25 protein-coding genes and 2 pseudogenes are annotated in these 24,260 nt (G+C 38.2%); 9 read left to right on the top strand and 18 right to left on the bottom strand.

Annotation, left to right across the window (positions count from 1 at the left end; all coding sequences use genetic code 11):
- Nucleotides 1-152 precede the first annotated feature (152 nt).
- Nucleotides 153-677 carry a cysteine hydrolase family protein gene (locus ACX5JI_RS19630; RefSeq protein WP_459502718.1) on the bottom strand — a complete coding sequence of 175 codons (525 nt, stop codon included), beginning with the start codon at nucleotides 675-677 and terminating at the stop codon, nucleotides 153-155.
- A gap of 20 nt (nucleotides 678-697) precedes the next feature.
- Nucleotides 698-1,234, bottom strand: a complete 537-nt coding sequence (locus ACX5JI_RS19625; protein WP_459502717.1) for a GNAT family N-acetyltransferase — start codon at nucleotides 1,232-1,234, stop codon at nucleotides 698-700.
- Between the two features lie 208 nt (nucleotides 1,235-1,442).
- Here ACX5JI_RS19625 and ACX5JI_RS19620 point away from each other — a divergent pair, with 208 nt between their 5' ends.
- The 3 genes and pseudogenes from ACX5JI_RS19620 to ACX5JI_RS19610 form a co-directional block, all read left to right on the top strand.
- Nucleotides 1,443-1,862 carry an SgcJ/EcaC family oxidoreductase gene (locus tag ACX5JI_RS19620; RefSeq protein ID WP_459502716.1) on the top strand — a complete coding sequence of 140 codons (420 nt, stop codon included), beginning with the start codon at nucleotides 1,443-1,445 and terminating at the stop codon, nucleotides 1,860-1,862.
- Between the two features lie 36 nt (nucleotides 1,863-1,898).
- Nucleotides 1,899-2,174, top strand: a complete 276-nt coding sequence (locus tag ACX5JI_RS19615) for a hypothetical protein (protein WP_459502715.1) — start codon at nucleotides 1,899-1,901, stop codon at nucleotides 2,172-2,174.
- Between the two features lie 12 nt (nucleotides 2,175-2,186).
- Nucleotides 2,187-2,345: pseudogene (locus tag ACX5JI_RS19610) on the top strand (N-acetyltransferase); the annotation flags it as partial.
- A gap of 86 nt (nucleotides 2,346-2,431) precedes the next feature.
- On the opposite strand, the gene ACX5JI_RS19605 reads toward ACX5JI_RS19610, so the two are convergent.
- Both ACX5JI_RS19605 and ACX5JI_RS19600 read right to left on the bottom strand, forming a co-directional pair.
- Nucleotides 2,432-2,995, bottom strand: coding sequence for a GNAT family N-acetyltransferase (locus ACX5JI_RS19605; protein WP_459502714.1), 564 nt, complete (start codon nucleotides 2,993-2,995; stop codon nucleotides 2,432-2,434).
- Between the two features lie 39 nt (nucleotides 2,996-3,034).
- The gene (locus ACX5JI_RS19600; RefSeq protein WP_459502713.1) at nucleotides 3,035-3,526 is read right to left on the bottom strand and encodes a nitroreductase; all 492 of its coding nucleotides are present in this window, start codon (nucleotides 3,524-3,526) and stop codon (nucleotides 3,035-3,037) included.
- Nucleotides 3,527-3,800: 274 nt separating this feature from the next.
- On the opposite strand from ACX5JI_RS19600, the gene ACX5JI_RS19595 reads away from it, so the two are divergent.
- From ACX5JI_RS19595 to ACX5JI_RS19585, 3 genes are all read left to right on the top strand, one after another.
- Entirely contained in the window at nucleotides 3,801-4,181 is a 381-nt protein-coding gene (locus ACX5JI_RS19595; RefSeq protein WP_459502712.1) for a VOC family protein, read from the top strand.
- Nucleotides 4,182-4,596: 415 nt separating this feature from the next.
- The gene (locus ACX5JI_RS19590) at nucleotides 4,597-5,421 is read left to right on the top strand and encodes a VanW family protein (protein ID WP_459502711.1); all 825 of its coding nucleotides are present in this window, start codon (nucleotides 4,597-4,599) and stop codon (nucleotides 5,419-5,421) included.
- A 127-nt stretch (nucleotides 5,422-5,548) separates the two neighbouring features.
- On the top strand, nucleotides 5,549-6,091 hold the full coding sequence (locus tag ACX5JI_RS19585) for a GrpB family protein (protein WP_459502710.1): 543 nt from the start codon (nucleotides 5,549-5,551) through the stop codon (nucleotides 6,089-6,091).
- Nucleotides 6,092-6,241: 150 nt separating this feature from the next.
- Here the strand turns inward: ACX5JI_RS19585 and ACX5JI_RS19580 are convergent, their stop codons facing one another.
- The 13 genes and pseudogenes from ACX5JI_RS19580 to ACX5JI_RS19520 form a co-directional block, all read right to left on the bottom strand.
- Nucleotides 6,242-6,988, bottom strand: coding sequence for a phosphotransferase family protein (locus ACX5JI_RS19580; protein ID WP_459502709.1), 747 nt, complete (start codon nucleotides 6,986-6,988; stop codon nucleotides 6,242-6,244).
- Nucleotides 6,989-7,128: 140 nt separating this feature from the next.
- On the bottom strand, nucleotides 7,129-7,605 hold the full coding sequence (locus tag ACX5JI_RS19575; RefSeq protein ID WP_459502708.1) for a small multi-drug export protein: 477 nt from the start codon (nucleotides 7,603-7,605) through the stop codon (nucleotides 7,129-7,131).
- A 28-nt stretch (nucleotides 7,606-7,633) separates the two neighbouring features.
- Nucleotides 7,634-8,068 carry a hypothetical protein gene (locus tag ACX5JI_RS19570; protein ID WP_459502707.1) on the bottom strand — a complete coding sequence of 145 codons (435 nt, stop codon included), beginning with the start codon at nucleotides 8,066-8,068 and terminating at the stop codon, nucleotides 7,634-7,636.
- A gap of 2 nt (nucleotides 8,069-8,070) precedes the next feature.
- On the bottom strand, nucleotides 8,071-8,274 hold the full coding sequence (locus ACX5JI_RS19565; protein WP_459502706.1) for a helix-turn-helix transcriptional regulator: 204 nt from the start codon (nucleotides 8,272-8,274) through the stop codon (nucleotides 8,071-8,073).
- A 169-nt stretch (nucleotides 8,275-8,443) separates the two neighbouring features.
- A complete protein-coding gene (locus ACX5JI_RS19560; protein WP_459502705.1) occupies nucleotides 8,444-8,824 on the bottom strand; it encodes a VOC family protein in 381 nt (126 codons plus the stop codon).
- Nucleotides 8,825-8,875: 51 nt separating this feature from the next.
- Complete coding sequence (locus ACX5JI_RS19555) at nucleotides 8,876-9,424, bottom strand: NADPH-dependent FMN reductase (RefSeq protein ID WP_459502704.1); 549 nt, start codon at nucleotides 9,422-9,424, stop codon at nucleotides 8,876-8,878.
- A gap of 502 nt (nucleotides 9,425-9,926) precedes the next feature.
- Nucleotides 9,927-13,673 (bottom strand): collagen-like protein, encoded by a 3,747-nt coding sequence (locus ACX5JI_RS19550; protein WP_459502703.1) that lies wholly within the window; start codon nucleotides 13,671-13,673, stop codon nucleotides 9,927-9,929.
- Nucleotides 13,674-14,045: 372 nt separating this feature from the next.
- The gene (locus ACX5JI_RS19545) at nucleotides 14,046-15,092 is read right to left on the bottom strand and encodes a DUF2332 domain-containing protein (protein WP_459502702.1); all 1,047 of its coding nucleotides are present in this window, start codon (nucleotides 15,090-15,092) and stop codon (nucleotides 14,046-14,048) included.
- 106 nt (nucleotides 15,093-15,198) lie between these two features.
- Complete coding sequence (locus ACX5JI_RS19540; RefSeq protein WP_459502701.1) at nucleotides 15,199-15,798, bottom strand: VOC family protein; 600 nt, start codon at nucleotides 15,796-15,798, stop codon at nucleotides 15,199-15,201.
- A 170-nt stretch (nucleotides 15,799-15,968) separates the two neighbouring features.
- A complete protein-coding gene (lsrB, locus tag ACX5JI_RS19535) occupies nucleotides 15,969-17,012 on the bottom strand; it encodes an autoinducer 2 ABC transporter substrate-binding protein LsrB (protein WP_459502699.1) in 1,044 nt (347 codons plus the stop codon).
- A pseudogene (locus ACX5JI_RS19530) lies at nucleotides 17,009-18,008 on the bottom strand (ABC transporter permease). The gene lsrB and the pseudogene ACX5JI_RS19530 overlap by 4 nt, the downstream one beginning before the upstream one ends.
- Nucleotides 18,005-18,982: an ABC transporter permease subunit gene (locus ACX5JI_RS19525; protein ID WP_459502697.1), complete on the bottom strand. Its 978-nt coding sequence runs from the start codon at nucleotides 18,980-18,982 to the stop codon at nucleotides 18,005-18,007. Before ACX5JI_RS19525 ends, ACX5JI_RS19530 begins: the two are co-directional and overlap by 4 nt.
- Nucleotides 18,979-20,472 carry a sugar ABC transporter ATP-binding protein gene (locus tag ACX5JI_RS19520; RefSeq protein WP_459502695.1) on the bottom strand — a complete coding sequence of 498 codons (1,494 nt, stop codon included), beginning with the start codon at nucleotides 20,470-20,472 and terminating at the stop codon, nucleotides 18,979-18,981. The genes ACX5JI_RS19525 and ACX5JI_RS19520 overlap by 4 nt, the downstream gene beginning before the upstream one ends.
- Nucleotides 20,473-20,670: 198 nt before the next feature.
- Here ACX5JI_RS19520 and lsrK point away from each other — a divergent pair, with 198 nt between their 5' ends.
- The 3 genes from lsrK to lsrF are packed head-to-tail and all read left to right on the top strand — an operon-like array spanning nucleotide 20,671 to nucleotide 23,409.
- The gene (lsrK, locus tag ACX5JI_RS19515) at nucleotides 20,671-22,233 is read left to right on the top strand and encodes an autoinducer-2 kinase (protein ID WP_459502693.1); all 1,563 of its coding nucleotides are present in this window, start codon (nucleotides 20,671-20,673) and stop codon (nucleotides 22,231-22,233) included.
- A 24-nt stretch (nucleotides 22,234-22,257) separates the two neighbouring features.
- Nucleotides 22,258-22,620: a cupin domain-containing protein gene (locus ACX5JI_RS19510; protein ID WP_459502692.1), complete on the top strand. Its 363-nt coding sequence runs from the start codon at nucleotides 22,258-22,260 to the stop codon at nucleotides 22,618-22,620.
- 6 nt (nucleotides 22,621-22,626) lie between these two features.
- Nucleotides 22,627-23,409 carry a 3-hydroxy-5-phosphonooxypentane-2,4-dione thiolase gene (gene lsrF, locus ACX5JI_RS19505; protein WP_459502690.1) on the top strand — a complete coding sequence of 261 codons (783 nt, stop codon included), beginning with the start codon at nucleotides 22,627-22,629 and terminating at the stop codon, nucleotides 23,407-23,409.
- A 153-nt stretch (nucleotides 23,410-23,562) separates the two neighbouring features.
- Here the strand turns inward: lsrF and ACX5JI_RS19500 are convergent, their stop codons facing one another.
- On the bottom strand, nucleotides 23,563-24,192 hold the full coding sequence (locus ACX5JI_RS19500) for a class I SAM-dependent methyltransferase (protein WP_459502688.1): 630 nt from the start codon (nucleotides 24,190-24,192) through the stop codon (nucleotides 23,563-23,565).
- Nucleotides 24,193-24,260: the final 68 nt, after the last annotated feature.

The following is a 24,260-nucleotide window of genomic DNA, read 5'->3' as shown; positions in this document are numbered from 1 at the left end:
TTTTTCAAATATATCAGCGATTCGACAAAGGATATCGACTAATTAACAAAAAACGACAAAAACGAAAGTCCCCTAGCTCCTGTTTCCCAACAAACTAAAGGATGTCATCACCTGTATCATGACATCCTTTTTCTTAACATATCATTTTAAACCTATCCTTCTACCTGTAACTCTTTTACACTGATAACATCGGCAAATGCCCCTAATACTGCATTATGATGCTTTATAATCTCGTCTGCACACAATTGTTCAGAATCGAACGTACTATGCGCATCACAAACTAAAGTAACCTTATATCCTTCACTAAAAGCTCTACGAGTTGTTGTATCAACGCAGTATTCGGTTTGCATTCCTGATAGAATAACATGTTCAATTTTCTTATCCTGTAATACGTTACGAAGATCTGTTTTATAAAAAGAATCTGGTGTTTCTTTTTCGATAATGATGTCACCATCTTTCGGTGCAATGGCCGAATGAATATTCCATTCCGGTTTTCCTTTTTCTAAAGGGTGCCCTTTTGGCCCATTATGCTGTACGTATATAACAGGAATTTTATGTAAGCGGCATTTTCGAGTCAACTCTTGCAACGTTTCCAATAACTTTTGACCTTTGTGTACTGGTCCTCCTGCTGTATACATACCTTCTTGTACATCTATTACTACCAATGCTTGTTTCATCATCCATCGCTCCCTGCCCCTTATTTTTTATACTCCATCATCCAGCAATCTTCTAATTCCCCTTCATGAAGCTCGTGCTCTTTTAATATTTTCACCTTGCGAAATCCACATTTTTCATAACACCGTATTGCACGTTCGTTACTTACTCTTGGATCCATCGCAATTGCTTCTGCCCCTAATTCATCAGTGATATATATGATTGCATCTTGTACGAGCTCTGTACCGATTCCCTTGTTCCAATATGTTGGTTCTCCAATGAATTGATCCATGCCCCATATATTTTGGGCTTCTTTATATCCATATAGCTCTTTCCATTCTGAATCAATCGGGTAAATTTGTATGTAACCAATCGCTTCTTCAGCGTATTCCACCACACATCTCTTTTCTTTCCCTTTTGGAATATTAATAAAGCTAGTGCGCACTTTTTCTGGAGATTGCGGATGATCTCTGCCTTCGTAATACTGTAAAACTTCTGAATTTGTTAACCATTTTGATATGGCGTTTACATCATCTTCTATGGCATACCTAATCGATAAACTACCTTTTTGAAATAACATATTTCACCTCTTTATACATAACATTATAATATTCTAGAATCCTTGAATTAACTCCTCTTATTTGTTAGCGAATATATATGTATATAAAAACTTCTTGCTTTCATACCTTCGTATAAGTCTCACCTCAAAAAATACTACTATTGCTGGATGTTACAGCATCTTTCATTTAGTAATCTAAAGATATCAAACGAACATTGGAGGAATAAAGATGTCTAAAGGCTACGATTCAAAAGAAAATCAGCAAAAAGAAATACATGCAATCCAGCAAACGATTACTGAAATCGAGAGTGCATTTAATGCACATGATGCGGATGAACTAGATCGCCACTTCACTTTAAATGCCACATGGGTCAATGTTTTCGGCAAGCGGCTTTCTGGTTGGAAGCAAATCAATGAAACGCACAAAGTTCTATTACCAGGACCACTTCGTAATTCATACGCTTGTTATACCGTCGAAAGTATTCATTTTGTACGTTCTGATGTAGCGATTGCACATATTAAACAATATCCAACAACCTCTGACGGAACAAGAATAGAAGATGAGCAAGGCAGCCTTGCTATTTATGTGATGGTTAAAGAAAAGGAAACGTGGAAAATTGCTGCTGGACAAAATACATTTATTCAATAGCTCTTCGCATATCCCCTATACTGGAGGTTGCGACTCATGTCTCAAATAACGCTACAAAAAATAACATCTAAAAACTGGCGAGAAGCTCTTACTCTTTCTGTAAATATTGAACAACAACGGTTTGTTTCTGAAGTTACACCACCAGTTGCAATCACACTTGCTAAAGCATATATTAGACCGGATGATGTAATGATTGAACCGCTCGGAATATATGATAACGAGAAAATAGTTGGGTTCTTTAGCCTACATTACAAACCAAATTGTCAACAGGACTTTTGGCTGCTTCATTTTTTTATCGATCAAAGATATTAAAGAAAAGGCGTTGGAGCTACTGCAATAAAAGAATTAATTCACCATTTAAAAATCGTTCATCTATCTTGCCATCGCGTTCGCTTAACTGTGCATCCTGAAAATGATTCAGGACAAAAGTTCTATTTACACTTTGGCTTTACTGATAATGAAATTCTCACATACGGTGAATGAACCTACTCCTTGTACATTTCATGATAACAAACAAAGAGTGTCAGAAAACGATTTAAAGACACTCTTTGTTTGTGCGAAATACTTCATCATAAGGGCAAATACCAATATACTGCAACTTCATCACTTTGCTCATGAATACCTTTATATACAAGAAAATCAAAGCCGCCTATAACGAAGCCACAACTCTCATAAAACCTGCATGCTCCAACATTATTATTCTGTGTCTCCAGCATGATTCCTGCCATGTTACAGGCTTGCGCCCATTGCTTGGCTCGCTCCATTAATTTTCTACCAACTCCAAGCTGTCTATACTGTTTATCTACTTTTATATCTTCTACATAGGCAAAACTATTCCAATTTCTTTTTAATATAACCATTCCAATTATACGTTGATTTATAAATGCCAAATACATTATTTTGTCTGGATTATCAACGTATTCACTATAATCAAAATCATCCTCTTGATGCTCCTTATATGTATCTTCTGAATAATTTTTCTCATAGCTTTGTATTTTTTTGACGGTATATTCAATTTTTTGATCCATTGCTGATAGCGAAAGAACAAGCTTAGAATCAACCGTAAAACTATCATCAAATTCAGGTAGTTCATCCAAATCTTCTATTTCTAGTTTCCTAATACCAATGTTCATCTTTATCTCCTCTAAGTAAAATATGATATATTCCTTGTACTAAATATTAATAGCAATTCCTGCAATGAATAAACTAACTATTATGAGGAAAGGCGTACCAATGATAGCTCCTCTTAGGTGCATCCTATAATTTTTATACCCCTTCATTCCTTCTGTACTCGGAATAACAACAAATCTCGGCGTCATCCAGCAAAATATAAGCCAATCTATAATGAGTAAATCAACTAAGTTAAAAATCATTAAAATTCCAAAAGAATGTAAGAACGCATCGATAAATAATAATTTCTCATGATGATTTAGTAAAAAAGTAGAAATAAGCGGGGTTCCGAAGAGAATTACATTGTATACAATGCCAAAGTATATCGTTTGTCTCTTTTCATTAATTGTTTTTGGCAAAACAGCTTTTTGAATATCTTTAGGATAGTCATTTAACCATAGACGAGGATTACAATATAATGACCCTAAAATCATTATGGATAGTATAATAGACATAATTGTTCCAACGAGCAACATTTGTTCATATTGACCCATAAATCTTTCCCCTCCTTACTTGTCATTACCGTAAAAATATTAAATTATGATGTACTCTATTAAAAATCCTATGTATTTCCACATCAGAAAATTAACATAATTCTTTGCTAAATAACTTTTTCATTTCTATGTTTAAAATCGATTTCTTTCAACCTCCACTCTTATTTCTTGACATATTATTTCAAACTTCATAAAGTAAAATTCGAATCGGCATTTTTCATCTTCGTTAATTATTAACCTACAAATTCACGTAAGAACAGGATTGGTGAAACAAATGAAAATTGAACATATAGCAATTTGGGTAAAGGATTTAGAGGCAATGCGTACTTTCTATACACAATACTTTAACGGAACGGCAAATAATCTATATCACAATAAAACTAAACACTTCGAATCTTATTTTATTACGTTTGAATCTGGAGCACGCCTTGAAATTATGCGAAAAAAAGGAATAGAAGATAAACCGAATCCTAATATAACTGGGTATGCTCATTTGGCTTTTTCTGTTGATAGTGAAGAAAATGTAAATCAATTAACAAAAACATTAAAAGAAGCTGGATACCCTGTATTAAATGGACCACGTTTCACTGGAGATGGCTATTACGAGAGCGTAATTCTTGATCCAGAAGGAAATCAGATTGAAATAACGATTTAGCATCATACATTTACGATTTGATATTTTAAATTATGAAATAATAGTAAAAACCGTTCGGAATTTCCGAACGGTTTTACTATAAGCATTAAGAATAATCCATGAGATAAGCTTACACTCAAGACTCTAAAAAAGTAGATTTTGAAACTGTCAAAAACGAGGACAGCAAACCGTATATACGGGAACAACTCTATGAAAATAACATCCCCTCTATTAAAATCAACTTTGTTTCATAAGGATGGGAAAGAAAGTGATACAAACGAAGATGTGATTCCGTTACTAGCTATTGACGCGTGAATGAGTAAACTAAATTGATATAGACTATAAGAAATACATATAAATTTGCTTATAATAATAAATAAGATGTAAATTCTAATATAATAATAGGAGAATAACACATAAAGGAGCTCAACTCTCAATGGCAAGAAAATTATTAACACAAAGATTCCCTCTTTTAATTCCTGTTAGAATTAGACAACGTAGGCTGTTTAAAAAAATAAGTGACCGTCTTAAAGGATATACATTTTCAAAAACATTTGAGCAAAATCCATTACCTTACAGGATTTATAAACATAAATCTTTGCTTATTAGAAAGTTAGGTGATACGGATATCCAGTTGCAATATAACAAAATCACCAATTTAAAGCTAGCTATCAGCAAAATAAACCAGGTTGTCATTAAACCAGGAGAAACATTTTCCTTTTGGCACCTTGTTGGTAATTCCAATGAAAAGGCTGGATATAAAGAAGGCATTATTTTAATGAATGGTGAAGCAATAAAAGGAATCGGCGGTGGTCTCTGTCAATTAGGGAATCTTCTCTATTGGATGTTTCTTCACTCAGAGTTGGAAACAGTAGAAAGATATCGTCATAGTTTCGATCCATTCCCTGACTATGGACGTGTGATTCCATTTGGAACAGGCGCCACCTTGATGAATGGTATTATTGATCTGAAACTAAGAAACAATTCAAATATCCCCTATCAAATCAATCTACACCTTGATGAAGAATACATCTATGGAGAAATTAGGGCATCCCGGTATCCTCCATACACGTATTCTATCGTTGAAGAAGATCATCGTTTTGTAAAAAAAGCAGATGGTCACGTATACAGACAAAATAAAGTTTATAAAAAAATAATTGATCGTGTCACGGGCAACTTAGTTGGCAAAGAACTAGTCATGGAAAATGATTGCTTAGTAAAATATGAAGTAGATGATGAGAAAATTGTGGATTCTTTATAGACAAGGATTTTCATCCATCTAAAGATATGTATTAGAAAAAGCCCTAGGATAGAATTGTGAGGTTAACTATCCTAATCTTAAGTGACGACAAAGTTATTTCATTTATAATAAATAAAGGGGAAGCAAGGTGACACATTCTAGCATAGAAATTGTTACATTCAATGAGCAATGGGCAGAAACATTTCAATCAATAAAACAAGTTATGAGTACGCATTTAAATGATTTAATTATTGGGATTGAACACGTTGGAAGCACTTCAATCCCAGGTCTTGGAGCGAAACCAATTTTGGATATTGATATTATAATAGAAAGTTATGATGTTTTTCCTAAGGTCATCTTAGGACTTGAACAGATAGGATATTTTCATCAAGAAGAATGGAGTTTTGAAGGTAGAGAAACATTTGGCAGAAAGGATATCTCTACCCCGTGGGATGGAAAAGGTACACAATGGATGGAGCACCACCTTTATGTATGTAACAAAAATAGTAAAGAACTTGCAAAGCATGTAGCATTTAGAGATTATTTACGGAATAACCCACAAGCCGTAATTGAGTACGAAAATATAAAAAGGAATTTAGCAAATACAGTAAAAGACCGCAAATCTTATACATTAAGTAAAACAGAATTTATAAATAACATATTAGAAAAAGTAATGGATTTTAAAAATTAAACAACTTTCAAGAGCCTTACTACAATGAAATGTATCAAGGCTCTTATACGTTTATATCTAAATTTAATAATTTTATTATTACTTTACACCTAAGGCTCTTTCTATTTTTTTGATTCGTATAAAAATTCCAATACTATCATTTCCTTACTGCTAGTACTGGTCTACTAACCTCTTTAAATGCTCTATGTTTTCTGAAGATACACTTTCCGATAATCTTGCCCCAGCAATAATCGGAGCCCACCCCAAAACTTCATCCCTTGATAAGCCGGCATGCTTGCAATATATATGTAAATACATTTCAGCTAATTCTACTGAAGACTGAGCATACAACAAATATGTTCGACAAACGTCGGCACGAATATCTCCTGCGCTTGCATCTACCCAATCAATAATTTTCACGTTGTCATGACTCATGATCAAATTAAACGGATGAAAATCTCCATGACACAACCTAGATTCAAATACCTTTGAATCCAATTGTCTTAACAAATTACCCTTTTGTTTCTCATCTAGATTCTGTACAGATTCAATTTTGCGACGTAGCCTTTCTGACATCGGTTCAAGCAAATCCGATTCAACAACAACAGCATGTACCTTTTGTTGTACATTAACACAAATACTTATGTAATGCTCCGCTCGTTCCATATTATGACTGAAGAGTTCACCTACTGTTTGCCCTTTTACATATTCCATTATAATTGCTTGTCTGCCGTTTATGTTTGTAATCTCTAATACTTTTGGGACATGAAGCCCACAAGAATACGCGTATTCTTGTTTCCTCGCCTCATACAAAGATTCTGTACTTGGAAAATGCTTTTTAAACACTTTCACAATTTTATTATCACAAAGATATATCTTCGCTGTATTGCCAGTGGCTATTGGATTTCCTAAATTCACTCCTTTTCCCCCTTACATATTTCTATATGTGTAATCTTAGGTATATTAAAAAGAAAATTCCGACTTTTAAAACCAAAATTCTACTTATTTTACGTCCACATTCTATTAATCTATGACATTTCCCCTCATAACACACGATCCTAAATAATCTGTAAAAAGCTAAACCCATACATCGCAGCTACTACAAAAACGATTGTCCATACTGCTAGACTGACTGTCATCCAACTTATGACGTGCGCTTTATTAGATCCAAACGTTAAAGCTAATACAGCTGCAATATCAGTTCCTACAAGAATAGGAGCAAGCAAAGCCAAACCTGGAATACCATATCGTTCCCATATTTTTCTCGACCTTGTTTCCTTTTTAGAAGGTGTTGTTATCCCCTTTTTTAATCTTCTTGCAGTTTGCCATTTTGCATACTGTTTAAAAAAGAAGCCCAATAATAGAACCAAAATAAGATTCCCGAAAAACGCTGTCACGCCTACGGCAAATGGTTGTAATCCCCATGCAATACCAAGAGGTACAACGATCGACACATCCATCCACGGAGCAAAAGCTAATAAAAATAAAACGACATACTGCCACATTTCACCTGCATTTTGAGCCCACTCTAACATATTGTTTCATCTCCTTTTTTTCGTTAGATTAAATACGTTTTAAAATTAGAATAGTCGTTAACCAATAGACAATATACTGGCCTGCACCTAATACACCAATGCACAGTAATGGAACAAAATGATGTTGAGAAAAGAGGAAGCAGATCCCTGCCGTTACTGGAAGTGCAATGCTATAGTACATATACACATTTCGGCAAGCCTTATACGTTACCCATTGTTGCCCTTCATCTATTTCACGAAATTCGGATGGTATAAAGCTAAATAATTTAATCTTTTCATCCGCATTCTTCCGATTATAAAGCTTTGTGAGACTGAACCATAAAAAAGTAACTGTCACCAAAATATAAAAGCATAATCTAGCTAAAAAGACCTGCGTACTCATAAGAGAAAATAGTAAAAATGCAATAATCAATCCAAACATACTAGCTCCTATAAGCGGAGATCGTAAAACTTGCTTCATCATACTTATCTCTCTCCCTTCAAATAAAAAACATCTTCTACTGTAAGTTGAAACGCAGCGGCTATTTTTAACGCCATCGTGACAGAGGGAGAATAGTCACCTTTTTCAATTAACCCGATTGTCTGCCTCGTCACTCCAATTGCATCAGCTAAGTCTTGCTGCGTCCATCTAAATCTTGCACGTAGTTCTCTAACTCTGTTTTCAAGCATTCGAACTTCACTTCCCTCCTTTTCAACCACTTCTATTGTAAATAATATCCAACTAAATGTAAACAATCATTTGCATTTTGTAATAAATAATTGCCAGAAAAAACATAAAACAACACCACTAAAAAAATGGTGTTGTTTCGTTTAAAGATCAACTTAATCAACTTTATATTTACTTCTTTTCCATAATTGCAAAATAATTATTCTCATGATCAGCAAAATTAAATGCTCTACCAGACGGCATGTTTACAATTTCTCCGACTGTAATCTTTTTATCTACAAACTGTTTGTATAATTCATCTAAATTATCCGCAAACAACAGGAGCGAAGGTGTATTAAGATTTAATTCAGGCTGCATTTTCGCGATTAATTCTTTACTATGTAGGACAATACTCGTTTCAGCTTCCTTTGTTGGCGCAATTTCAATCCATCTAAATCCTTGACCGTTATCTTCTTCAGCAATTAAGCTAAATCCCACTTTTTCAGTCCAAAACTGTACAGCCTCATCTTGATTATTTACATATAACATAATTTGACCAATTTTATGAATCATTCTTTTCTTCCTTTCTGCTAGCTCATATTAATTTTCATTCTTAAAGATGAATTATACGTCCTTTATCTCATCGACTAGACTATTAACTAAAGCGATAAGAGCCTGTTTTGTGCTCTCATCTGTTACTTTCGCATCATTACTAAACTTAGTCCGCACAGATGGAACTAATAGTGAGCCGTTTGCAACTACAATCGTATCTAACATCCCTAGCGTAAGTAATAAAGATTCATGCGCTTTGTCTCCCCCAGTAATCGATGGAGAAGCCGTTATAACAGCGACTGGTTTTTTATAAAGTTCTGCTGATGAGACAAGCCATTCTAATGCATTTTTTAAAACTCCCGGTATCCCTTTTGCATACTCGGGTGTACAAATAATAAGAGCATGCGCTTCATTTAGCTTCTTTCGAAAATCCTCAACAACAACTGGTGCTTTTACTCGATCTATATCTGGATTGAAATGAGGTAGTTCTTCTATTCCAGTATAAATCGTATACGCAACATCTTCTGGGATAAAAGCTGCTAAAGCTTTTAATATATTGGTGTTAGACGAACCTTCTCGAATACTTCCTGAAATAGCTATAATTTTTTTGGGGTTACTCACATGATCACCTCTAAAAATAGAATACTTGCTCAACTACAAAAAAAGCAAATTTTTTTAAACTCCATAATTCAGCATCATTGAGAATATATTGTTAACATAATATTATTATGTCTTATATTCGAGAGTTGTTTTAGACATACATCTATATAATGTAGCGATTTATCCGGCTATGCATCTATTCGACTACCGAAAGTAATATCTTTTCAAGTTCTTTTTTAGGTAACGTACTTCCATTAATTCCATTTCATCCAATTGCTGTTTCTCCTCTCATGTTCTAAACAATCTTTCACACTATATTCGCTCGTTTCTCACAAAAAGTTCATTTCACATGAAAATTTATTTATTACAATAAAAAGAAGGTCTCTATTATTTTTTGTAAACTTGATGACTATGACCCCCTTGCTTAACAGCATAAAAGACCACTCATTTTTTTGAGTGGCCTTCTTCATTCTATGAAACTTTTGAATTGGAATTAACTTTCAAAACACTAAAAATATAGAAACTAAACAATTCGATGACACGACCAAACAATACCTGCATTATTATTTCCACCTAACCTAAGTGAAATGGTTAATCCATCAGATACATAGAATAAACCAATTACATCTCCAGCATTTAACGCAAGATCTCCTGTCATTGTGACAGTTCCATCTCCGAGTACTGTTCTCAAATTCAATACTGCCAAAATATTAACGTTTAAGATTGGCACTACCCCACTTAGTAGATCTGTAATACTAGGTGATGTTCTACGAATAACAAATGATGGATTTATCCCTTGACCTATTCCAGCAGTTACTGTTGCAGTTGTTGAATAATTAATCGTAGCTTCAAATACATATCTACCCGTTGCAGGAACTGTAAAATTCCCTGTCAGCGGATTAAATGATGCATCAGGAAAATATGGATTTGCTACACTCCAACCTGTTAACTGTGTACCAGTAGCTGTTGAGAATGTGGAAAGAAAGGCTGAATATCCTTGGCTAAGAATATTCGGTCCCGTTGCTCCGGTTGAACCTGTCGATCCGGTTGGACCCGTTTCTCCGGTTGATCCTGTAGCCCCGGTTTCTCCTGTTGCCCCGGTTTCTCCCGTTGGACCGGTTGATCCGGTTAAGCCCGTTGCTCCTGTTGAGCCCGTTGAACCAGTTGCTCCCGTTACACCCGTTTCTCCGGTTGGGCCTGTCGATCCTGTTACACCTGTCGCCCCGGTTTCTCCTGTTGCCCCGGTTGGACCCGTTTCTCCGGTTGATCCTGTAGCCCCGGTTTCTCCCGTTGGACCGGTTGATCCGGTTAAGCCCGTTGAACCAGTTGCTCCCGTTACACCCGTTTCTCCGGTTGATCCCGTCGGGCCGGTTGATCCTGTTGAGCCTGTCGCTCCTGTTATACCTGTCGCCCCGGTTTCTCCCGTCGCTCCCGTTGAACCAGTTGCTCCCGTTACACCCATTTCTCCCTTTGGACCTGTCGCTCCGGTTGGGCCTGTTGCTCCTGTTGAACCCGTTTCTCCCGTTGAACCTGTTGCTCCGGTTGGGCCTGTTTCTCCCGTCGATCCTGTCGCTCCGGTTGAACCTGTTGCTCCCGTTGATCCTGTCGCTCCCGTTGCTCCCGTTGCTCCCGTTTGGCCCGTTGATCCTGTCGATCCCGTTGGACCGGTTGCTCCTGTTGCCCCAGTTACACCCGTTGAACCAGTTGGGCCGGTAACTCCGGTTGAACCTGTCACTCCCGTTGAACCGGTTGCTCCCGTTGAACCTGTTGAACCCGTTGCTCCCGTTGAGCCTGCTGCTCCCGTCGCTCCTGTCGCTCCTGTTGAACCGGTTGCTCCCGTTTCTCCTGTCGCTCCAGTTACACCCGTTGAACCCGTTTCTCCTGTTGGACCGGTCGATCCGGTTAGACCGGTTGCCCCGGTTACACCTGTTGAACCCGTTGGGCCAGTTGAGCCTGTCGCCCCAGTTACACCCGTTGAACCAGTTGGACCTGTCGTCCCGGTTGGACCCGTTTCTCCCGTTGGACCGGTTGCTCCTGTTGAACCTGTCGATCCGGTTGGACCCGTTTCTCCGGTTGATCCCGTCGGGCCGGTTGATCCTGTTGCCCCGGTTTCTCCCGTTGGACCGGTTGATCCGGTTAAGCCCGTTTCTCCGGTTGGGCCTGTCGATCCTGTTACACCTGTCGCCCCGGCTTCTCCTGTTGCCCCGGTTGGACCCGTTTCTCCGGTTGATCCCGTCGGGCCTGTTTCTCCTGTTGAACCCGTTTCTCCCGTTGGACCTGTTGGACCCGTTTCTCCGGTTGATCCCGTCGGGCCGGTTTCTCCTGTTGCCCCGGTCGCTCCTGTTATACCTGTCGCCCCGGTTTCTCCCGTCGCTCCGGTTGAACCAGTTGCTCCCGTTGAACCTGTTGCTCCCGTTGAACCTGTTGCTCCGGTTGGGCCTGTTTCTCCCGTCGATCCTGTCGCTCCGGTTGAACCTGTTGCTCCCGTTGAACCTGTCGATCCCGTTTCTCCCGTTGCTCCCGTTTGGCCCGTTGATCCTGTCGCTCCTGTTGAACCGGTTGATCCTGTTGATCCTGTTGCCCCAGTTACACCCGTTGAACCCGTTTCTCCCGTTGGGCCGGTAACTCCGGTTGAACCTGTCACTCCCGTTGGACCGGTTGCTCCCGTCGCTCCTGTTGCTCCTGTTGAACCCGTTGAACCTGTCGATCCGGTTGGACCTGTTGATCCCGTTGAACCCGTTTCTCCCGTTGAACCTGTTGAACCTGTTGATCCCGTTGAACCCGTTTCTCCCGTTGAACCTGTTGAACCTGTTGATCCCGTTGCTCCTGTTTCTCCAGTTATTCCTGTAGCCCCGGTTTCTCCCGTCGCTCCGGTTACACCCGTTTCTCCCGTTGGGCCAGTTGAGCCCGTTGGACCTGTTGATCCCGTTGAACCCGTTTCTCCCGTTGGACCTGTCGTCCCGGTTGGACCCGTTGCTCCCGTTTGGCCCGTTGATCCTGTCGATCCCGTTGAACCAGTTGCTCCCGTTGGACCAGTCGCTCCGGTTGGACCGGTTTCTCCCGTTGAACCCGTTTCTCCCGTTGATCCTGTCGCCCCAGTTACACCCGTTGGACCCGTCACTCCCGTTGATCCTGTTGCCCCAGTTACACCCGTTGGACCGGTTGCTCCTGTTGCCCCAGTTACACCCGTTGAACCCGTTTCTCCCGTTGGGCCGGTTGCTCCCGTTGGGCCGGTAACTCCGGTTGAACCTGTCACTCCCGTTGAACCTGTCACTCCCGTTGGACCGGTTGCTCCCGTTGAACCTGTCGATCCCGTTGAACCAGTTGCTCCCGTTGATCCTGCTGCTCCCGTCGCTCCTGTTGCTCCTGTTGAACCCGTTGAACCTGTCGATCCGGTTGGACCTGTTGATCCCGTTGAACCCGTTTCTCCCGTTGAACCTGTTGCTCCCGTTGAACCCGTTTCTCCCGTTGAACCCGTTTCTCCCGTTGGGCCGGTTGCTCCCGTCGATCCTGTCGCTCCTGTTGAACCGGTTGATCCTGTTGCTCCCGTCGGACCGGTTGCTCCCGTTGAGCCTGTCGCTCCGGTTGATCCTGTTGAACCCGTTTCTCCTGTTGATCCTGTCGCTCCCGTTGCACCTGTTTCTCCCGTTGGGCCGGTAGCTCCGGTTGCTCCCGTTGAACCCGTTTCTCCTGTCACTCCCGTTACACCTGTCACTCCCGTTGAGCCTGTTGCTCCCGTTGAGCCTGTTGCTCCCGTTGAACCCGTCTCTCCCGTTGAGCCGGTAACTCCGGTTACACCCGTTGGACCGGTTAATCCCGTTACACCTGTCGTTCCCGTTGAGCCGGTTGGGCCTGTTTCTCCTGTTGCACCCGTCTCTCCTGTTGATCCTGTCGCTCCCGTTGCACCTGTTTCTCCCGTTAGGCCTGTCACTCCCGTTGCACCCGTCTCTCCCGTTGGACCGGTAACTCCGGTTTCTCCCGTTGAACCTGTTGAGCCTGTTGAGCCTGTCACTCCCGTTGAGCCGGTTGCTCCCGTTGCACCCGTTTCTCCTATTGAACCTGTCACTCCCGTTGAGCCGGTTGTTCCCGTTGAGCCTGTTTCTCCTGTTGCACCCGTTTCTCCCGTTGCACCCGTGGCTCCTGTTGGACCAGTTGGAAGATTTATTGGAGGGATAGGTGGGAATGTGGGACCTATTAAATTTGGATTGAGACTTTTAGCATCTAATTTTGTCTCTTTCCCCATGTTTTTTGACCTTTTATATTTAGACACTATCTCACCTCCCAACAAGTTTATAAAAAGATTTCAATATATAGTAAATGCAGACAATATGTAATATGACACCTAAATGCCTTTAGAACATTTGAAACGAGCCCATTTCATAAGCACCTAGAAATATTACACTACTTTTTGACGAAATTTTCATACCTTCAAAAAAACAAAAAACCTAAATGGCTGAATTAGAAAAATTCACCATCTAGGTTTTTTCATATAAAATGAAACTTTAATCAGTAGAAAGCTTCTTTATCCTCACCAATCAAACTTTTATTGGCAGTTTATTTATCTCACGCTTAACTTCTTTGTTCCTGCTAAATTTTACTTCCTGCAAATAGCAGGATAACTGTATTAAAAATAATCTATTCGTTAACATAATGCTTTATAATCTAATCTCCAACTAAACCAACGTGCATGACCATCTGTTTCTCCAACTGTTTCATTATATTCTTTTCCATTTATAAAATAATCAAGATGAAGATCTCGATCCCACATGTTGTTATAAAGGTGGAAAACATCACGTTTCGCACCAATTTCTTTCACTTTTTCTATTAATTCACGTTTTATATTTTCTGGTATTTGATTCGCCACATGTGTATGGAAAATACAGATCACCGAGTCCTCTGGAATTTGTTCTGCGATTTCAGAAAGAAGAGCTACTCCATCGCCTTCTATTAGCTTCACAGATTGTTCTTTTACATAAGCGGCTGCATGATCAAACATTTCAAGTCTTTCTTTATGCTCTGGCCAAATGAGCGCACGTAACCATAAATAATCTTCTTCATTACTCACATCATTTATATGTAAATCAAGACCAATTCTTTCCGTAACAGGCGGACTTTCTTGTAAGAAAAATGGCTTATTATCGCCTTTTATTTCTGACGTTAAATGAACATTAGAATCTATATTTCCATAGACTTCTCCGGTTCCGTACGAATAGCTATATTGATCCCAAAGTAATTGCAGACCTGCGCTTGTCCCAATTTCAATTAAAGCTAGAGGTTTGTTAACTTTATTAAATACATAACAAAAACTCGGATATAAATACGCACAGCGTCTTACTTCATTTGTTTGTACGAGCTTCGTTTGTAAAAGGTGAATGATTTCTTCCCTATGAATGTGACAAAAATCTTTAAAATGATGAAAAGCTTGCGTTAGGTTTCTTTCCGGATTCGAAACAAGACTAGCATAATATTGTTTTAAAACATGATTATGTCCTTTCAATAATAAATAGTGAACGGCACCAAATAATAAGTTGGGCGCTGGCTGACCAAGTTGTGCATGTGAGGCTAATGCAAGAAGCTCTTTATCCTCTGCAATTTGTAATGATACATGTTCATATAAATCGCTTGATCCTTTACATTCCTTTATAGAAAAATTTTTAAATAAGTTAGAAATTTGTTCTGGTGTAAGCATTTATATTCCTCCTAACCTTAAGTTTTAATATTCAGAATAATTCTAACATAAAACTTGGATGTGGTATATTTTTACAACACTACCCACTTAAAATCTTAGATGAATTTTATACATATATCTCCACACCGTTCGGATCCTTTTGTTTCCTTTCGTATAAGGAATTCACATATACATGCTTTAATGCCGTTTTATTATCACGAATCGTTTCAATACTTTTTATTTCCTTATGAAATAAAAAAGAAAGGTCCTGTTCTAATCCAGTTTGTTTTGTTGTCATAATAATTTTCTGCAACTCTTCTATACTCTCATTATCATCTATTGCATCAAGATGTGTTTGGAGCTCAATTCGAAATCCGTATGGTGTTCTAATAAAAGTTCTTCTTTCTCCCCCAGTTACTTTCCAGTGTAGCTTTTCTGCTTGCTTACAAATTGTTTCACATTCCTCTTTTGATACGAGAAAACCAATATGATCAAATATAATCTTTTTCCCATAGCCAAATGTGATGTTTATCGTGCTTTTTCTAGCTTCAATAATCCGAAAAAGTATCTGTTTATCACGAAAATCATCCCACGTTAATGGCGGATTAAATTGCTCAAATTCTCCATTATACTTTCCAATTCGTGTAGAAATACGAAAACCACAACTTTTATAAAAGTTCTCCATTTCTTCTACATAAGGTGTCCAAAAATGGTAATGAAATAACATGTAAACCTCTCCTCTGCATTCTATATAATATAATTGTATAAACATAGCGTTATAATCACCTCTACTAAAAGTAGGTAATGATATAAAAATCTTTTCATACTTTTGTATGAAAAATTCCAACAAAAATAATAAAAAGTTCATTCCGTATACATAGGAATGAACTTTTTACTTTAGAAATTATACTTATCAATATTATCCTTCGTAAACACAACACGCTCAGGCAATACGATAATTCCATTTCCTTCAGCTTCGTAATCATAACCTTGAATAGAATTTGGTTCCACCTTTACTTTCCCGATATTCGGAACTTCAAAACTATCACCAACTTTTAATTTCTTCCCTTTTACTACAATTTCATTTGCAACATACGTCGCTAGTGCTCCTTGTTGTTTTACATCCCATAATCCAAACTGTTGTACCGTTCCTCGTTTTACATAATCACGCATTACATTTGGTGTTGAAAATCCAGTAACGACTACCTTTTTATCCATTTTTAAATTTTCAGCGGCTTGCGCCATCGCTGGAAGTGCCGTTGCATCCGGACAGATGACCGCATTAATATCTGGATACGTTTTCAAAATACTTTCGCCAACTGATAATGATTTTTGCGCATTATTTTCTCCGTACTGCGTCGTTACAATTTCCCAATTCGGGTATTTTTCTTTAATCATTTCTTTTGCTTTTGTCACCCATTGGTTTTGATCCGTTACAGTCGGACTAGAATAGAAGAACGCTACTTTTCCCTTATCTCCAATTTGTGATGACGTCATTTGAATTAATAAATTTGCCAGTTGCTCTGGGGTTCCCTGGCTAATATAAAACGAACGATCTTTCGGGTTCACATCAGAATCCCACGTTAAAACCGTCATTCCTTTTTTCTTTGCACGTTGTAATGATTGCGAAAGTCCATCGACTGATGTTGATGAGACCATTAATGCATCATAGTTTTGATTAATAAAATTATTTATATATTTCACTTGGCCCGATACACTCGCCTCCGATGGTCCGTCGTACTTTACTTGTACGCCTAATTTATCTCCCATTTCTTTTGCTCCTTCACCACCTGATGTAAAGAAGCCAACTCCTGTCAGCTTCGGAATGAACGCAAATTTTGCATCATCTGCTTTTTTCTTGTCTGCTGTTTTGTTAGAACAAGCGATTAAACCGATCATACAAACACATATGATGATCAAAATCCCTACGCTTCTTTTCATGACATTTCCCCCTTATGCATTTTCCTTTTGCTTTCGCATCGTGAGTTTCTGTAATTTGAAATGCCTCATAATAACAGAGAGAATAAGTATCATACCAATCACTACATTTGACTGTTCATTCGTTAAACCTGTCATTTGTAAACCATACTGCATTATGCCAACGAATATACTTGCTAGTACTGTTCCAACAATGCTTCCTTTCCCTCCAGTAATAAGTGTTCCGCCTAATACAACCGCCGTAATAACCGGCAAAATTGTCTCGTTTCCAATATCAGCTCGAGCTGATCCAAAATATGCGGTTAAAAAAACACCTCCTAATCCACCTCCTAACCCGGAAAGAATATATGCGATAACGACTACCTTTTTCGTATGAATGCCGGAATACTTAGCTGCTTTTTCATTCGCACCTGTCAATATGACATAACGACCATATGTTGTTCGATGAAGTAGCGCTGTAAATAACGCCGTTAAAAATAAAAGTAACCATAATAAATTGGGAATTCCGATAAAACTACCATTTGCAAATTGCACATAAGAGTCTGGTAACCCGCTTATTCCCTCATATCCGTTGGCATTGGATCCACCGGAAATAACAAGCGCTATTCCGGCATACAAAAACATCGTGCCGAGTGTAACAACAAGAGGTTCTACATCTGTCATTTTAATAATGATTCCATTGATACAACCTGCTAAACAACTAATAAGTAAAGCGATGATTACAGCGAAAACAACCGGGATTCCGTTCATCCAGAGTACACCAATCAAAATAGATGTAAGTCCCATAATCGATCCTACCGATACATCGATTCCACCTGTTACAATTACAAATGTCATTGGAATCGCAGCAATCGTAATAAAAATGAAGTCATTCATACTGAATAGTAAATTGCTAATATGAAAAAAATCGCTGTTTAATAAACCAAAGAGAATGAACTCTATCATAAGTAATACAATAAGAACCCCTTCCCATCTTAATAATCCGCGTGCATACTTCATAGATTCATCCTCCTCTCTTCTAAACGACGTCTTTCTTTCCATTTTTTTAATATGCTATCTAATATAAGAATAAGTAAAAGTAAAAATCCCGATATAGCACTATTCCAAAAAGCGGGTATTTTTAAAAAGACTAGTGAACTACTTATAACTTCTAAAAAAATAGCACCTAGTGCTGCTCCTATGATAGATCCTGTTCCACCTTTAAGATGGATGCCGCCCAGAACTGCAGCCGCAATAACTTGTAACTCCATCCCGGTACCAGTTTGATTTGGTACAAAACCGATATTCATAACAAATATGCATCCTGCAAGTGCTGCGCTTATTCCAGAAATAATAAATGCATATATTTTCACCTTATCTATCGGTATCCCAATAAGCCTAGCTCCATCTTCGTTGTCTCCAGTCGCATAAAAATATCTCCCAAAAGGTGCTTTCGCTAAAAAAATATATAATAGTAGTAAAATAATGAGCACGATCCACACTGTAACAGGAATGCCAAGTATCATGACAGAAGACAGTTGTTTATAAGAATTAGGGATATCTTCAATCCACTTACCACCTGTATAGATCAACATCGTTCCTCTAATCATTCCTAACATTCCTAACGTCATAATAATGGCCGGCACACGAAACTTCGTAACCCCAATGCCATTTATCAAACCAATGACAACTCCAAGTAAGATTGCAGCAATGATGGAAATAAAGGTACTATGACCATTTGTCAAAAATATTCCGCAAACTGCTGCGCTTAACCCCATAGTAGAGCCAACTGAAACATCGATATTTTTCGTAAATAATACGAACGATTGACCGATAACTAATAGAACTAAAATAAGACTTGATTTCATAATTAAGGAAAGCGAACTAAATTGAACAAAACTAGGATTCATCATTCCTACGAGAGCTATGTAAATAAGTAATAAAATAAGAATGGATGTTTCATGCATTTTAAATAGATTTGAAATGCGTTTCATTCCGTTATACCTTCCCTTCCCCCATATGCGAGACGTGTAACTTCATCTATACAAACTTCTCCTTTCTCCAAATGAGAAACAAACGTTCCATTCCTCATCACATATACGCGGTTTGCTAATTGAACAATTTCTTCTATATCTGAGGAAATGAGTAAAATGGCAAGTCCTGATTGTTTTAAATGTCGAATTACCTCATACACTTCTAATCTTGCTTTTGCATCGATTCCGCGCGTTGGTTCATCAAGAATGATTAATTTAGGTTCACAGGCAAGATATTTTGCTAATACAACTTTTTGTTGATTCCCCCCCGATAAAGATGTCATTTTTTCATCTATATTAGAAGCAACTATCCGAAACTTATTGATATACCCCTCTGTTAAAACGCTTTCTTTTTTGCGATTTAAAAAAAATGCACTCATCTGGTGTAAAGATGCTGACGTTACGTTCTCTTTAACTGTCGCAATTGAAAAAATACCATGCTTAGCTCGATCTTCCGGAACATATACCATCCCTTCATCTAATCTCCTTCTCGTAGAATACCCTGTAACCGGCAGCCCCTCTAATAAAATAGCTCCAGATAACACTGGCGTTAGCCCGAAAATTGCTTCTGCTAATTCCGTTCTACCTGATCCAACAACACCGGCAATGCCTACAACCTCTCCAGCATGTACGGTTATTGATATATTTTGAAATGCATAGCTCGACAAATGTGTTACCTCTAATACTTGCTTAGAAATATTCATTGTTTCTTGAGGGGCCTCTTTCTTCTCTTCATGCTTATAACCTTTTGGCGATACCCCCTCCATTAACATGTCATATGTATAGTCTAATGTGTTCCCTTGACTTATTATCATTCCATCACGTAAGATTGCCACTTTATCCGCAATTTCAAAGACTTCTGGGAAACGATGCGTAATATAGATCATCCCGATTCCCTTTTCTTTTAAGTCTTTTATCAACACAAAAAGACTCTTTATTTCATGAGTTGTTAATGTTGATGTTGGCTCATCTAAAATAAGAATCTCTGCTTCTCTTATTAATCCCCTTAATATTTCTACTAATTGTTGCTGCGCAATTGATAATGAACCTCCCATTTCATTAAGTTGTATGTCCCAACCTAAATTCTTAATTAAATCTTTTAACTTTGAACGAAGTTTTGTCTTCTGAACCTTTATTCCAATACATATATTTTCTTCAATCGTCATATGAGGAAAAATTAACGGCTCTTGTGGAATCAAATAAATCCCCTTACAATGTGCTTCTGCTGAGTTAGAAAAACGTTGCAATTTTCCCTTCACATACATTTCTCCACTATCATACGAATATAAACCTGTTAAGATTTTCATTAAAGTTGATTTGCCAGCACCATTTCCACCGACTAAAGCGTATACTTCCCCGCAATGCAACTCTAAGTTAACCCCTTTTAATACAATCTGATCTGAAAACGACTTACTTATCTGGTTCACCTTTAATAACGAAATAGGTTCCATACATCATCACCTCCCTATTTGTGCAACAATTTTTGAGAAAATGATTTTTTGTTCTACTTGTTTTGTAGCATTGTATATCCTATTTTTCATATCTAGAACAAATTTTTCTTCAGGACAATTCCTACTTCTATCGGTATAAACAAAAAAAGAAACACATATGTTTAAAACATCGGGCAATTGTTGAAAGGAATGAAGATAATGTCTACTCTATTAGCTTATGATGCAGGTACTGGTAGTATCCGCGCTGTTCTTTTTGATTTACAAGGAAATCAGCTTGCCGTAAGTCAAAAGGAGTGGGTTCATAAATCAGACTCTCGCTATCCTGATTCTATGAATTTTGATGTGATAGAAAATTGGAAACTCGTTCAAGAATGTACGAAAGATGTACTCCAAAAAAGCAATGTATCTGCTTCTTCTATTAAAGGGATCAGCGCAACAAGCATGCGGGAAGGATTTGTTTTATATGATAAAAATGGGCATGAGATATGGGCATGTGCAAACGTTGATGGCCGCGCTTCCTCTGAAGTAAGTGAGTTAAAAAAAATTCGTTTAAAACTGGAAGAAGAATTATATGAGAAATCAGGGCAGACTTTTGCGCTAGGTGCTTTACCTAGATTACTTTGGATTCAGAAACACCAGCCGAATATATACAAAAATATCCATTCTTTTACAATGTTAAATGATTGGATTCTCTATAAATTATGCGGCGAGTTGCAAATAGACCCTTCAAACGGATGTACATCCGGTATTCTCAATTTACAAAATAGAACTTTGGATCATTCAATTGCTGAGAAATGTGGTCTCACTCTATCATTCTCTCCAAAAGTAAATGAAGCAGGTACAGTTATCGGGCATGTAACAAAACAAAGTGCAGCGTTAACAGGATTACACGTAGGAACACCGGTTATTGCTGGGGGCGGAGATGCCCAGATGGCTTCGCTCGGTTCAGGAGTCGTACATCCGGAACAAACATTTATTTGCGGCGGTAGCTTTTGGCAACAAGAAGTAAATATAACAAGTCCGCAACCTGATCCGAGCGCTCATATTCGCGTTAATTGCCACGCTATCCCAACGCTTTGGCAATACGAGACGATTGCTTTTTTTCCTGGTCTTGTTATGCGATGGTTTCGCGACGCCTTTTGTCAAGAAGAAAAACGGCTTGCAGATGAACTTGGTGTAGATGCTTACGAATTACTAGAAGAACAAGCTAAACAAGTGCCTATCGGATCTTACGGCATTATGCCGATTTTTTCCAATGTCATGAATTATATTTCTTGGCGTCACGCCGCCCCTTCTTTCATTAATTTACATTTAGACGCTGAAACATGCGGCAAGAAAGAATTGTTTCGTGCGATTGAAGAAAATGCTGCCTTTGTAACACTTGGAAACTTAAAATTAATAGAAGCTTTAACAGGAAAATTCCCTTCTGAAGTCGTATTTGCGGGCGGTGCTGCTAAAGGCAAACTATGGCCACAAATTGTTGCGGATGTTCTCGGAATCCCTGTCAAAGTACCTGTCGTAAAAGAAGCTGCTGCTTTAGGAACAGCAATCGCCGCTGGAGTTGGTGCTGGAATATATGACTCTATGGAAAGAACCGCTCAAGATTTTGTAAAGTGGGAACGCACATATGAACCGAATGCTGAACATCACAAACAATATCAACAATTTTACAAAACATGGAAGGCAGTTTATGAAAAACAACTTCCACTAGCTGATGAAGGATTCACATCACATATGTGGATTGCGCCGGGCGCATTGTAACAATTATATAAAGGAGTGAACGATATGCTCAAAGTAAATGAAGAAGATTTTCCCTATCGCTTTGGGAATCATGGCCCCAAATATTTAGTAAAAGGCCCGAATATCGATCTTGGGATCGTTGTTATTCAACCTGGGCAAGAATTTCAAAATCATTATCATACAACATGCGAGGAAATCTTTTATGCATTAGAAGGTGAAATAGATTTCTATGTTGATAATGAAAGAGTACCTATCAAACAAGGTGACATCTTACAAGTTCGTCCTCATGAATCTCACTATTTGATTAACCACTCAGATCAAATCTTTAAAGCTGTTTTTATTAAATCACCACATTTACAAGAAAAAGATACTGTACAAACAGAAAATCCAAAATTAACGAAGGAGTGATTGACAATGACTTGGGGATTTCAAAACCGATTAAACACAATTTTACCTGATGGAAAAGCGGTTATGTTAGCAATTGATCACGGTTACTTTTTAGGACCAATTCACGGATTAGAAGAGCCGTTAGAAACAGTAAAACATTTACTTCCTTATACAGATTCTCTCTTTTTAACGAGAGGTGTACTAAATTCCTGCATTCCTGAAGACTGCAAAACACCAATGGTACTGCGTGTTTCAGGTGGTCCAACTGTCGTCGGTAAAGACCTAGCAAATGAAACGATTGTTACACCAATTAAAGAAGCACTTCGGCAAAATGTAGTCGGAGTTGGCGTATCTGTTTTCGTTGGCTCTGAATACGAAACACAAACCGTTAGCAATCTAGCTCATGTTGTTTCTGAAGCGCATGATTACGGTTTACCCGTTCTCGGTATTACAGCCGTAGCAAAAGAACTCCAAAAACGAGAAGCACGCTTTTTAGCACTTGCATCACGCGTATGCGTTGAAATGGGTGCCGATATTATTAAAACGTATTACTGCGAGGGTTTTGAGAAAATTACAAGCACATGTCCTGCCCCGGTTGTCATTGCAGGTGGACCAAAATTAGATTCGATTGAAGATGCTTTAACTATTACATACAAAGCATTGCAAGAAGGTGCAATTGGCGTTGACATGGGCCGAAATATTTGGCAATCTGAACATCCAGCTGCGATGATTCAAGCCATTCATGGTATTGTTAAAAATGGATTGAGTGTGAAAGAAGGACTAGAATTGTATGATGAGGTGAAACATTAACTATAAGTATTGAAAATTAAGGGAAGCCCTTTGGCTCCCCTTAATTTGCTTTTTCAAAATAATGTGCAATCACTTAAAGGTTTTAGTAAATAGGCTACACATAAGCCTTATCCATTAACAATTGACGATTTTAAATTTTTTATGCGATTTTAATTATAGTTCTTTTTGACATTTCACCATTATAAATTTAAATGGCGGTTTATTTTCCATATTCTTATGCGGCTCAACAATTCCCGAAAATTCTATCAGCCCATATTTTCCGAATTCTTGTTTGATCGAGTCAAAATCATAAAAAAACATTTTTATTCCTTCCATTATCTCGAAATAGTCTTTCCCCAATTGTTTCCCCTTTCCAAACATCGGAGCTTCTTTTGAAATCGTAGTAAAAATCATATATCCGTTTGGTTTTAACTGATTATAGCAATCTTCAATAAACTTCTCTCGCTCACGCTTATTCAATAAGTGAATAAGCGCATAACAAAATATACCATCATAAAGTTTGTTATCAAAAGGCATATCGGTTACTGAACCATGAAAAACACGAGTATTAAGCTCATGTTGCCTTGCCAATTCAATTGCTGTTTTTGAAATCTCAATCCCTGTTACATCTATTCCGTTATCAATAAAAACCTTTGCATTTCTACCATATCCAATACCAGGAATCAATATATCCTTAACTTTCTTTTCAAGGAAAAAGTCCTTTGCTAAGATTGCGGAGTCTGAAGGTTCAAATCCCCACATCATTTGATTTTCTATAAAACTTGATTCCCAAAATTCTGTCATACCTCAATCTCCTTTACAAATATTGTCTCTCTTTCTTTACAATCCGCTATTTTTGTATAAGCATAGGC

Source organism: Bacillus sp. C1 (assembly GCF_054570475.1).
This window is presented reverse-complemented; position numbering and strand designations above follow the sequence as displayed.